Annotated in this window: 10 protein-coding genes and 1 pseudogene; 7 read left to right on the top strand and 4 right to left on the bottom strand. The window is 67.2% G+C overall.

Annotated features, from left to right (window positions below):
• The 3 genes and pseudogenes from JHC99_RS13495 to JHC99_RS13485 form a co-directional block, all read right to left on the bottom strand.
• Positions 1-414: pseudogene (locus JHC99_RS13495) on the bottom strand (shikimate dehydrogenase); the annotation flags it as partial.
• Positions 411-1022 (bottom strand): nucleoside triphosphate pyrophosphatase, encoded by a 612-nt coding sequence (locus JHC99_RS13490; RefSeq protein ID WP_292154903.1) that lies wholly within the window; start codon positions 1020-1022, stop codon positions 411-413. The gene JHC99_RS13490 and the pseudogene JHC99_RS13495, both read right to left, overlap by 4 nt.
• Complete coding sequence (locus JHC99_RS13485) at positions 1019-1909, bottom strand: pyruvate, water dikinase regulatory protein (RefSeq protein WP_292154902.1); 891 nt, start codon at positions 1907-1909, stop codon at positions 1019-1021. Before JHC99_RS13485 ends, JHC99_RS13490 begins: the two co-directional genes overlap by 4 nt.
• 524 nt (positions 1910-2433) lie before the next feature.
• Between JHC99_RS13485 and hemE the strand changes: the two genes are divergently transcribed.
• The 4 genes from hemE (at position 2434) to rho (ending at position 6809) form a co-directional block, all read left to right on the top strand.
• The gene (gene hemE, locus JHC99_RS13480; RefSeq protein ID WP_292154901.1) at positions 2434-3468 is read left to right on the top strand and encodes a uroporphyrinogen decarboxylase; all 1035 of its coding nucleotides are present in this window, start codon (positions 2434-2436) and stop codon (positions 3466-3468) included.
• On the top strand, positions 3465-4535 hold the full coding sequence (gene hemH, locus JHC99_RS13475; RefSeq protein ID WP_292154900.1) for a ferrochelatase: 1071 nt from the start codon (positions 3465-3467) through the stop codon (positions 4533-4535). The genes hemE and hemH overlap by 4 nt, the downstream gene beginning before the upstream one ends.
• Positions 4532-4996 (top strand): CopD family protein, encoded by a 465-nt coding sequence (locus tag JHC99_RS13470; RefSeq protein WP_292154899.1) that lies wholly within the window; start codon positions 4532-4534, stop codon positions 4994-4996. The genes hemH and JHC99_RS13470 overlap by 4 nt, the downstream gene beginning before the upstream one ends.
• Before the next feature lie 376 nt (positions 4997-5372).
• Positions 5373-6809: a transcription termination factor Rho gene (gene rho, locus JHC99_RS13465; protein ID WP_292154898.1), complete on the top strand. Its 1437-nt coding sequence runs from the start codon at positions 5373-5375 to the stop codon at positions 6807-6809.
• Positions 6810-6965: 156 nt separating this feature from the next.
• On the opposite strand, the gene JHC99_RS13460 is transcribed toward rho, so the two are convergent.
• Positions 6966-7937 carry a quinone oxidoreductase gene (locus JHC99_RS13460; protein ID WP_292154897.1) on the bottom strand — a complete coding sequence of 324 codons (972 nt, stop codon included), beginning with the start codon at positions 7935-7937 and terminating at the stop codon, positions 6966-6968.
• Positions 7938-8043: 106 nt separating this feature from the next.
• Here JHC99_RS13460 and JHC99_RS13455 point away from each other — a divergent pair, with 106 nt between their 5' ends.
• The 3 genes from JHC99_RS13455 to mnmG all read left to right on the top strand — a co-directional run bounded on the left by JHC99_RS13455 (position 8044) and on the right by mnmG (position 11843).
• Positions 8044-8283 carry a DUF6489 family protein gene (locus tag JHC99_RS13455; RefSeq protein WP_271145805.1) on the top strand — a complete coding sequence of 80 codons (240 nt, stop codon included), beginning with the start codon at positions 8044-8046 and terminating at the stop codon, positions 8281-8283.
• 151 nt (positions 8284-8434) lie between these two features.
• Positions 8435-9742: a tRNA uridine-5-carboxymethylaminomethyl(34) synthesis GTPase MnmE gene (gene mnmE, locus JHC99_RS13450; RefSeq protein ID WP_292154896.1), complete on the top strand. Its 1308-nt coding sequence runs from the start codon at positions 8435-8437 to the stop codon at positions 9740-9742.
• Between the two features lie 235 nt (positions 9743-9977).
• The gene (gene mnmG / locus JHC99_RS13445) at positions 9978-11843 is read left to right on the top strand and encodes a tRNA uridine-5-carboxymethylaminomethyl(34) synthesis enzyme MnmG (RefSeq protein WP_292154895.1); all 1866 of its coding nucleotides are present in this window, start codon (positions 9978-9980) and stop codon (positions 11841-11843) included.
• Positions 11844-11910 lie beyond the last annotated feature (67 nt).

Here is an 11910-nt window from a genome sequence, read left to right as displayed (position 1 = left end):
GACCACGACGGCCCCCTGAAGCGTCAGCCCCGGTGCCTGATCGGCCAGGGCCGCCAGCAGGCCGAACCCGTCGGTGGACTCGGCGTGGACCCGACCGTCCTCGAAAACCAGCACATTGGCCGAGCCGGAGGCGGTGGCCTCGGCGCTTGCCGTGTCGGCCAGGGCGAAGGCCTGTTCCTTGAACGGGGCGGTGACATTGACCCCGGCCAGCATCCCGGCCCGGCCAAAGGCGACCAGGGTCTCGAACGCGGCCTCATCGGGCGGCGCAAAGGCCGCATAGACGGCGTCAATGCCCGCCGCCTCGATCCAGGCGTTGTGAATGACGGGGCTCAGCGAATGGGCCACGGGCCGGCCGACGATGCCACCCAGTCTGGCCGCGCCGGTGATCAGGCGGCTCGCCGACTTGCCGGTCATTGGCTCAACACGCCGCAGCGCCTCAGTTCAGCCAGTACCGGCCACAACGGCAGGCCCAGGACGGTGAAATAGTCGCCCTCTACCCGCTCGAACAACTGGGCTCCCAGCCCCTCCAGCCGATAGGAGCCGACACAGGACCGGATCGCCTCGCCTTCCTCGGCGACATAGGCATCAAGGAAGGCGTCGGACGTCTGGCGCATCACCATCCGCGCCGTATCGACCCCGGACCAGACGACCGCGCCGTCCCTGGTCAGGGCCGCGCCGGAATGCAGGGTGTGGGTCCGACCACGCATCCTCGCCAGTCGAGCCCGCGCTTCCTTGACCGATCCGGCCTTGGACACCAGGCCACCGTCGAAGGCCAGAGTCTGGTCCGCCCCCAGCACCCAGGCCTCGGGCCGATGGCGGGATACGGCGAGGGCCTTGGCACAGGCGAGTTCCATCGCGAGGGCCTCGGGAGTTGCGTCCGACATTGCGACCTTGATCGCGTCTTCGTCCACCCCCGCGACCTCGACCGTGAACCTGACTCCTGCGTTCACGAGCATCGACGCTCGGGCTGCGCTGCCCGACGCGAGTACGAGGGTTTCACGGGGGGACGTTCCCCCCGTCACCAGGCGGCTCCGAGGCGGCGGGAGCGTTTTTCGCTGAGCAGGTTGACGATACCGGCGGCGGTTTCCTCGACGGAGCGGCGGGTGACGTCGATGGTAGGCCAGCCGCGTCGCTCGAAGGCCCGACGCGCCTTGACCGTCTCATCGCGCACGGCGTCGTGATCGACATAGGCCGAGGACCGGTCGGCGTTGAGCCCATCAAGGCGGTTCCTGCGGATCTGGATCAGGCGATCAGGCGATACCGTCAGGCCGACCACCAGCGGATTGCGCAGAGCCACCAGCCGCTCTCCGTCCTCCTGACCTGGCACCAGGGGGACATTGGCGGCACGGATGCCGCGGTGGGCCAGATAGATGCAGGTCGGGGTCTTTGAGGTGCGCGAGACACCACAGAGGACCACGTCGGCGCCTTCCAGCTGCTCCAGCGTCCCCTGGCCGTCGTCATGGGCCATGGCGTAATCGAGCGCCGCAATGCGGTTGAAATATTCATGGTCGAGCGCGTGCTGGGCCCCGATCCGGGTCGACAGGGCCGCCCCCAGATAGCGGGACAGAGCCCCAACCAGCGGATCCAGCGCCCCGATGTGCGGCATGTCCAGGGTCCGGCAGCCCTTCTCGAGCTGGGCCCGCAGGTCGCGATCGACGAGGGTGTGCAGAACCACGCCCGGGGCCACGGCGATCTCCTCCAGCACCCGCTCCATTTGTTTGGAGGACCGGACCAGGGCATAGATGTGCTCGATCGGGATGACGCCGTCGAAACGGGCGGTCACCGCCTTGGCCATGGCGTTCAGGGTCTCGCCGGTCGAGTCCGAAACCAGGTGGACGTGAAAATAGGTCGCGAGACGGGATGCTCCCGGCCCCCGTCCGGCGGCACCCTCGGCCGGGGCCGGGCTCACGACGGGGTCCGCAAACTGAGGTGGGGATGCATCCGTGGCTTCCTGTGGATCACCCCTGGGACGAGGCGTTCAAGTCGGGTCGAAACGTCCCATTGCCGGGGCGCCGTTCTCTATAGCGCCGCGCCCTCGGGACGGCGAGACGGGATCGCGGGCGCCGTTGGAGCGGATGTGGCACCGACTATCCCACGCGTGAGACCCCTCGTTCGCCCGCATGGGGAAAGCCTTAACGAAAGGTAAACGGCGCCCGCCACTGTCAACGGCCGGATCGCTGCTCAAACCCCCGCCTGTTAAGGATTGGTTAAGGATTATCCCCGGTTTCGACAGGGTGCGATGAATGCGCGCAGAGACCGTCACGCGGCTGTTAAGGTTCTGTTTACGTTCATGGCGATGTGGCGATATGATCCCCGTCATCCCGGGCCCTACCTTCTGCCTCCATATTTTTTCTATTCTTGATCAGGTGAAGGGGAGGGTCAGGCTTGAGAGCGGGGCTTGAGACGCAAGCGGGGGTCTCGTAGAGCCGGGTCATGACAACGCCTGCCCTGCTCCAAGTCCTCGCCGGACAGACTACGCCCCGTCCTCCTGTCTGGTTCATGCGTCAGGCCGGGCGCTACCTGCCGGAGTACCGGGCTCTGCGGGCCGAGGCCCCCGATTTCATCGCCTTCTGCATGAACCCCGAAATGGCGGCCGAGGCGACGCTTCAGCCCATGCGGCGGTTCGGCTTCGACGCCGCCATCGTCTTCGCCGACATCCTGCTGATCCCCCAGGCCCTGGGTCAGGATGTCTGGTTCGAGACGGGGGAGGGGCCGCGACTGGGCGAAATGCCGGTCGTCGGCCGAATGGCGGAGCTGGCGGCGGGGGCCGGCGAACACCTGGCCTCTATCGGCCAGACCCTGTCCCGGGTTCGCGCCGTACTGGAGCCCGAGCGGGCCCTGATCGGGTTCGCTGGCGCGCCCTGGACTGTGGCCACCTATATGCTGGACGGCCACCACAACCGGATCGGCAAGGGCGAGCGCGCCACCGCGCGGTCCTATGCCTACGCGGAGCCCGAAAAGGTCGATGGCCTGCTCGACGTCCTGATCGAGGCGACCGCCCACTATTTCCGGATGCAGCAGGACGCTGGCGCCCAGGTGCTCAAGATCTTCGAGAGTTGGGCGGAAGGGTTGCCCGACGACCTGTTCGACCGGCTGGTGCTGGAGCCCCACAAGCGGCTGGTCGCCCGATCGCGCGAGCTCGGCGTCACCGTGCCCCTGATCGGCTTTCCGCGCGGCTCGGCGGCCCACGCCGAACGCTATGCCCGCGAGGTCGACGTCCAGGCCGTGGCGCTCGACACAGCCTGTCCGCTGGAGATCGGAAAGCGCGTCCAGGCGATCAAGCCGATCCAGGGCGCGCTCGATCCGCTACTGCTGCGTGTGGGCGGCGACCTGCTGGACCGGCGGGTCGATCAGCTGATGCAGGCCTGGGGCGACGGGCCGTGGATCTTCAACCTGGGCCACGGCATCCTGCCCGATGTGCCGATCGCCCACGTCGAACAGGTGCTGAAGCGGATCGGTGCCCAATGACCGGGATCCGGGAAGGGCGTCGGATCGCCGTCGTCCTGTTCAACCTGGGCGGGCCGGATGACGCCGCCTCGGTGAAGCCCTTCCTGTTCAACCTGTTCAGCGATCCCGCCATCATCGGCCTGCCCGGGTTTCTAAGGTCCCTCATCGCGCGGCTGATCTCCTCGCGACGCGAGACCTCGGCCCAAGCGAACTACGCGATGATGGACGCCGGCGGCGGCTCACCCCTGCTGCCCGAGACCCGCAAACAGGCGGCGGCTCTCGAGGCTGTGCTGGGGGCCACCTTGCCAGCCGATCAGGTCCGCACCTTCATCGCCATGCGCTACTGGAACCCGTTGACCGAGCAGGCCGCTGCCGAGGTAGCTGACTTCGCGCCGGACGAAGTGGTTCTTCTGCCGCTGTATCCGCAGTTCTCGACGACGACGACCGAGTCTTCGCTCAAGGCGTGGAACGCCGCCTACTCAGGACCCGGCCGTGTTCGGGCTGTCTGCTGCTATCCGCAGGCGCCGGGCTGGATCGAAGCCCAGGTCGAGGGCATCCGGGCCGCCCTGGCCCAGGCCGGTGATGAGCCCGTGCGGGTGCTCTTCTCGGCCCACGGCATTCCCGAGAGCCTGGTCCTGAAGAAGGGCGATCCCTATCAGGAACAGGTCGAATCCACCGTCGCGGCCGTGATGGCCGGGCTGGGCGAGGGCGTCGATCATGTCCTCTGTTACCAGAGCCGGGTCGGGCCGATGAAGTGGCTGGGGCCGACCACACCCGACGGCATCGCCCAGGCGGCCAGCGACGGTGTCGGTGTCATCGTGGTCCCTGTGGCCTTCGTGTCCGAACATATCGAGACCCTGGTCGAACTCGACATCGAGTACGGCGAACTGGCCCACGGCCTCGGCGTCGCTCCCTATCTGCGCACCCCGACCGTCAGCCTGGCCAGCCCCTTCATCGGCCAGCTGGCCGATGCGGTGACCGGAGCTATGGGTCGCGACTCGATCGTCACCGCCCCCTGCGGTCAGGGCTGCAAGGCACGCTGGAAGGCCTGTCCCTATCAGGCCGAGCTGGAAGGCCGCGCCGCATGAACGCCTATGATATCGCCCGTGGCCTGCACATCCTGGCGGTGATCGCCTGGATGGCCGGCCTGCTGTTCCTGCCGCGCCTCTATGCCTATGACGCCGAACAGGCCGACAAGCCCGCACCGCTTAGGACCGAGATGCGAACCCTGCTGCGCGCCTGGCAGGGGCGGCTTCTGAAGATCATCCTGAACCCGGCGGCGGCCCTGTCGCTGATCTTCGGGGCCTGGCTGATCCATCTCGACATCCAGATGCGGGGGCCTGAGTTCCTCGCCCAGCCCTGGATGATCGTGAAGCTGCTGGGCGTTGTCCTGCTGTTCGGCTGGCATGGCTTCCTGTCGGCAGAGCGCAAGCGCATCCTGGCGGGGACGTCGGTGCGGACCTCGAAGTTCTGGCGCATGACCAATGAGATTCCCTTCCTGCTGGCGATGGTCATGGTGCTGTCGGTGACGACGGAGTGGACGTTGTGATTTCCTCCCCGTTCGCCGCTTGGCGGACGGGGAGGGGGACCGCGAAGCGGTGGAGGGGCTGTCAGAACCCGCACTGCATCTGATTTTACAGCCCCTCCGTCACGGCGCTGAAGAAGCGCCGCGCCACCTCCCCGTGCCTTTGGCTCGGGGAGGAGATGCAAGCCCCGCTTGACCCAACCCCCCGTTCCGTGGTTTCGCTGCGCGTGAGGCGTGGTCTCGGCTGCGCTGCCCTTCTCTTCACGCCGACCGGTGCGCCTGGCTTCTTAAGCCGCCGCCGGACCCGACGTCCTCCCTCCGGCCCGCAAGGCCAATCTTTTCCAAGCCTCCCGTCCCGCGCCGCCTGGCGTCCGGGCGCGCGGCCGAGTGCTATCCCCACATGACCGACACCAACGATACCGAGTCCACCGCTTCCGAGGCTGAGGCCCTGGACACGCCTTCGTCGGAAGATCAGTCGCCTGACGCGACCCCCGAAGAGATCGCCGCCGCCGACAGCGCCATCGAGGCCGCCGAAGCCGAGGACGAGGAGGAGGGCGATGCCGTCGTCCCGTCCGGCCGGATCACCCTTCAGGAACTGAACGACAAGACCCCGGCCGACCTGGTTGCCTTCGCCGAACAGCTCGAGATCGAGAATGCCGGCAACCTGCGCAAACAGGACCTGCTGTTCGCCATCCTCAAGGCCCTCGCCGACGAGGAGGTCGAGATCATCGCCGACGGGGTTCTGGAAATCCTGTCCGACGGCTTCGGCTTCCTGCGCAGCCCCGGCGCCAACTATCTGCCTGGCCCGGACGACATCTATGTCTCGCCGTCGCAGATCCGCCGCTTCGGCCTTAGGAACGGCGACACCGTCCACGGTGCCGTGCGTGGTCCCCGCGAAGGCGAGCGCTACTTCGCCCTGCTCAAGGTCGATACGATCAATTTCGAGAACCCGGAGACGGTCTCGACCAAGGTCCTGTTCGATAACCTGACGCCGCTCTATCCCGACGAGCGGCTGCACATGGAAATCCAGGATCCGACGCTGAAGGATCGCTCGGGCCGGGTCATCGACATCGTCGCCCCGCTCGGCAAAGGTCAGCGCTGCCTGATCGTCGCCCCGCCGCGCGTCGGCAAGACGGTGATGCTGCAGAACATTGCGAAGTCGATCGAGAAGAACCACCCCGAGGTCTTCCTGATCGTCCTTCTGATCGACGAACGCCCCGAAGAAGTGACGGACATGCAGCGCACCGTGAAGGGCGAGGTCGTGGCCTCGACCTTCGACGAGCCCGCCACCCGCCACGTCGCCGTCGCCGAAATGGTGATCGAAAAGGCCAAGCGCCTGGTCGAACACAAGCGCGATGTCGTCATCCTGCTGGACTCGGTCACGCGTCTGGGCCGGGCCTACAACGCCACCGTCCCGTCGTCGGGCAAGGTCCTGACCGGCGGTGTCGACGCCAACGCCCTGCAACGGCCCAAGCGGTTCTTCGGTGCGGCGCGCAATGTGGAGCAGGGCGGGTCCCTGACGATCATCGCCACGGCCCTGATCGACACGGGTTCGCGGATGGACGAGGTGATCTTCGAAGAGTTCAAGGGCACCGGCAACTCCGAGATCGTGCTGGACCGCAAGGTCGCCGACAAGCGCATCTTCCCCGCCATCGACGTGCTGAAGTCCGGCACCCGCAAGGAAGAACTGATCACGCCGAAGGACCAGCTGACCAAGACCTATGTCCTGCGCCGCATCCTGAACCCCATGGGCCCGCAGGATGCGATCGAGTTCCTGCTCGACAAGCTGCGCCAGTCCAAGAACAACGCCGACTTCTTCCAGTCGATGAATACGTAAGGCTACGTCTCCTCCCCGTCGCACTTGTGACGGGGAGGGGGATCGCGAAGCGGTGGAGGGGCTTAGTCCACACGCACCGCGTCTGGGGCGAGAGCCCCTCCGGCCCGTCGCTCCGCTTCGATCCACCTCCCCATCGCTGCGCGACAGTGACGAGACTCACGGAACCAGGATGCTCGATCCCGTTGTATCGCGGGATTCCATCGTACGGTGCGCCTCCTGGATATCTTCCAGCCTGAACGTCCGTCCGATCTCGATCTTGACCCGTCCAGAGGCGATCTCGGCGAACAGGGCGGCGGCGCTGTCGTCGAGCTCCTCGGTCGTGGCGACATAGTCGAACAGGGTCGGCCGGGTGACGAACAACGACCCGCCGCGCGACAGTCTTAATGGATCGAACGGCGGGACCGGACCGGAGGCGTTGCCGAAGATCACCAGCATCCCGCGCCGGCTGAGGCTCGCCAGCGACGCCTCGAAGGTCGTGGCCCCGACCGAGTCATAGGCCACGGCGACACCCTCGCTGTCCGTGATTTCACGGACCCGCGCGGCGATATCTTCGTCGCGATAGAGGATAGTGTGATCACAGCCGCGCGTCCGGGCCAGGTCGGCCTTTTCAGGCGATCCGACGGTACCGATCACGGTCGCGCCAAGGCCTTTGGCCCACTGACACAGGATCTGACCGACGCCGCCGGCGGCGGCGTGGACGAGGATGACCTGGCCCTGTTTCACGTGAAACGTTCGCCGAACAAGGTATTCCGCAGTCATGCCTTTGAGCATCACGCCGGCCGCGACCGTGAGTGGGATATCGTCAGGTACATGGACCGCCCGGGCCGCCTCGACCACGTGGGCCTCTGAATAGGCACCGACCGGGCCGCTGGCGTAGGCGATGCGGTCGCCGACCTTGAACCGCGTCACGCCCCCACCGACCGACTCAACGACGCCTGCCCCCTCCAGACCGAGACCCGTCGGACAGGGCAGGGGATAGAGGCCTGTCCGCTGATAGATGTCGATGAAGTTCAGGCCCATCGCCTCGTGCCGGACGCGGACCTGACCGGGCCCGGGCTCGGGGGTCGGCACATCGACGACGATCATCGCCTCGGGCCCGCCGGGCGCCTGCATCCTGACGGCGCGCATCAGATCAGCTTCCCGGCGATGGAGGGGTGCGAGGTGGGCATTGGCGGGTTCCTTTCGGGGACCGGATCGGCCTAAGAACGCATGAACTCTAGGTCGGAGCGCCGCCATGAAAGTCAATATCGAGATCGAGTGCGAACCCGCCGAGGCGCGCGCCTTCTTGGGCCTGCCCAATGTCGAGCCGCTCAACGACCACCTGGTCGCCGAGATGCAGAAGCGGATGGACGCGAATATGTCGGCCATGCAGCCCGAGGAACTGATGAAGTCCTGGACCAGCTTCGGACTCCAGGCCCAGGACCAGTTCCGGCAATTGATGCAGGCGGCGGCGACGTCGGTGACCAAGCCGTGATGCAAAGGTCTCCTCTCCATCGCATGGCGATGGGGAGGTGGATCCGAGGTCTTCGCGAGGAGACGGAGGGGCTCTGTCAGCGATCGCGTGCGCTGATAGAGGCCCTCCACCCCTTCGGGGTCCCCCTCCCATTTCCATGGGGAGGAACGATGTGACCTCTACAATCTTCGCCCTCGCCACACCGCCGGGACGCGGGGCCATCGCGATCCTGCGTCTTTCGGGGCCGGGGACGGACGCCGCTCTCGCCGCTCTTGGGGCAGGCAGGCTCAAACCCCGCCTTGCGTCCTTGCGCACCCTGACCCACAACGGCGCGTCGATCGACCAGGCGCTGGTACTCCGCTTCCCTGCTCCGAATTCCTACACCGGCGAGGACTGTGCGGAGCTGCATCTGCATGGCGGGCGTGCGGTCGTCGGGGCGGTGTCGAACGCGCTGATCGCGCTCGGCCTACGCCCCGCTGACCCCGGCGAGTTCACCCGCCGCGCCTTCGAGAACGGCCGCATGGACCTGGCCCAGGCCGAGGCTGTCGCGGACCTGATCGACGCCGAGACGACGGCCCAGGCGGTGCAAGCGCTCGGCCAACTCGACGGCGCGCTCAGCGCCACCTACGGCGGGTTCAGACGCGACTTGCTGACCGCCCTGGCTCTGGTCGAGGCTGAGATCGATTTTCCGGACGAAGAGATCCCGGACGACCTGGCCCGTACGGCGGGGCCCGTGCTGGACCGGCTGATCGCCGACCTGCGGGCCGCGCTCTCCGACGCCGATCGGGGGCGTCGTGTGCGGGAGGGCTATCGCATCGTCCTGATCGGCGAGACCAATGCCGGCAAGTCGTCCCTGTTCAACGCCCTTGTTTCACGTGAAGCAGCCATCGTGACCCCGATCGCCGGCACCACCCGCGATGTGCTGGATGCCGAACTGGTCATCGGCGGCTATGCCGTCACCCTGTCCGACACCGCTGGCCTGCGCGACAGCGACGACCCGATCGAGGCCGAAGGTGTGCGGCGGGCGAGGGCGAGAGCTGCCGACGCCGACCTGCGTCTGTGGGTCCGGGCTCCCGGTGATCCCGAGGGGGTGGCCGCCGGTTTCGCCCGTCCCGACGATCTGGTGGTCCTGACCAAGGCCGACCTTGCCGTGCCGGGACCGTCGCCCGACCACGCCGCGATCAGGCTCAGCACGACCACGGGTCAGGGACTTGTAGACCTTCACGACTGGATCGCCGCCCGCCTCGCCCGTGACCTGTCGGGCACCGACTTCCCCGCCGTCACCCGCGAACGTCATCGTCTGCGCCTGACCGAGGCGCTTGCCGCCGTCGAGGCGAGCCGCGTCGCCCTCGACATCGCACCCGAGATGGCCGCCGACGACCTTCGCCGCGCCGCCGACGCCCTGGCCCGCGTCACGGGCGCGATCGGTGTCGAGGACGTCCTGGGCGAAGTCTTCTCCACCTTCTGCATCGGGAAGTAGGAACGGGTCTCCTCCTCATCCGCAGGATGGGGAGGTGGCGCGGCGCTCCTTCAGCGCCGTGACGGAGGGGCGACACGCTTTCGACGCTGAGGGTTCTGACGCCTGAACGCCGACCACCGAGTCGGCCCCGGCGTCTCCTCGCGGAGGCGCTCGGATCCACCTCCCCATCGGCTGCGCCGACAGGGAGGAGAACATAGCGTGGAAATTCCCGGCCGTTTCCCCTATGTCCCGGGCCATGAACTCCCCTTCAACCTTCGACGTCATCGTCATCGGCGGTGGCCATGCCGGCTGTGAGGCGGCGGCCGCGTCCGCGCGGACGGGCGCACGCACCCTGCTGCTGACCCAGAAGCTCGAGACCATCGGCGAGATGAGCTGCAATCCGGCCATCGGCGGCCTGGGCAAGGGGCATCTGGTGCGCGAGATCGACGCTCTGGACGGGCTGATGGGCCGGATCGGCGACAAGGCGGGGATCCAGTTCCGACTGCTGAACCGGTCCAAGGGGGCTGCCGTCCAGGGGCCACGCAGCCAGATCGATCGCCGCCTGTACCGCGAGGCCATGCAGGCCGAGCTGGCCCAGACCCCGAACCTGACCCTGATGGCGGGCACCGCCGAGGGCCTGGTCCTCGACGGCGACCGCGTCGTCGGGGTGACGACGGGGGAGGGGGTGACGATCCGTGCCGGGGCCGTGGTCCTGACCACGGGGACCTTCCTGAACGGCGTGATTCACTGCGGCGACGAGCGGACGCCCGCTGGCCGTCGCGGTGACGCGCCCTCGACTGGCTTGGCCGCCGACCTCTATGGCGCAGGCCTGTTGATGGGGCGGCTCAAGACCGGCACCCCGGCGCGGCTCGATGGGCGCACCATTGCCTGGGACCGTCTGGAGATGCAGGCGGCCGACGACGTCCCCGTGCCGTTCAGCTTCCTGACCGACCGGATCGATGTGCCCCAGATCGCCTGCGGCATCACCCACACGACCCAGGCGACCCATGACATCATCGCCGCCAACCTGGGGGAAAGCGCCGTCTATGGCGGCCACCTGACCGGACGCGGCCCACGCTATTGCCCCTCGATCGAGGACAAGGTTGTGCGGTTCGCCGACAAGACTTCGCATCAGGTCTTCCTGGAACCCGAGGGGCTGGACGATCCGACGGTCTATCCCAACGGCATCTCGACCTCAGTCTCGCCCGAGACCCAGATGGCGTTTCTGCGGACCATGCCCGGTCTGGAATCGGTCGAGGTTTTCCGCTTCGGCTATGCGATCGAGTACGATTATGTCGATCCGCGCGAGCTGACGCCGATGCTGGAGGTCAAGCGCCGGCCGGGCCTGTTTCTGGCCGGTCAGATCAACGGCACGACCGGGTATGAGGAAGCGGGGAGTCAAGGGTTGATTGCCGGGCTGAACGCCGCGCGCTCGGCCGCCGGCAGCCCGCAAATCCAGCTGGGGCGGGACCAGGCTTATATAGGGGTAATGATCGACGATCTGGTCACACGCGGTGTGACCGAGCCATACCGGATGTTTACAAGCCGCGCGGAGTACCGTCTGACGCTTCGGGCCGATAACGCCGATCAACGGTTGACGGCGCTCGGAATCGGTCTCGGAATCGTGTCGTCCGACCGTGCCGCACGATATGGGGACAAGGCGGCCGCCCTCTCTGAGGCCTCGGCCCTGGTTCGCGAAACAACCTTCACGCCGAAGGAGGCGCAGGCGCTGGGCATCACCGTCAATCCGGATGGGCAGCGTCGATCGATGCGCGCTCTCCTTGCCTACCCCGGCGTGAACCTGTCGGCCTTCACCGGGGCCTTTCCTTCGATCACGAATTGGCCCGCCGCCGTGCGTGAGCAGGTCGAGATCGACGCGGGCTACGCGGGCTATCTCGATCGCCAGGCGGCCGATGCCTCGGCGCTGCGCCGGGAAGACGCTTTGGCCTTGGGTCACGACATCGACTACGCGTCGATCGGCGGCCTGTCGAACGAACTGCGCGAGAAGCTCACGCTGGTGCGGCCCACAACCTTGGGCCAGGCGGGCCGGATCGAGGGCATGACGCCCGGCGCCCTGACCGCCCTTTTGTCGCACGTGAAACGTTCCAGGGTGCCAGCGTGAGTGTCCATCAGTTTCCTCCCCGTTCGCCGCTTGGCGGGTGGGGAAGGGGACCCCGAAGGGGTGGAGG

The organism is Brevundimonas sp. (assembly GCF_016463485.1).
Lineage (GTDB): Bacteria > Pseudomonadota > Alphaproteobacteria > Caulobacterales > Caulobacteraceae > Brevundimonas.
The sequence above is the reverse complement of the archived record's forward strand: the minus strand, read 5'-3'. Positions and strand labels throughout refer to the sequence as shown.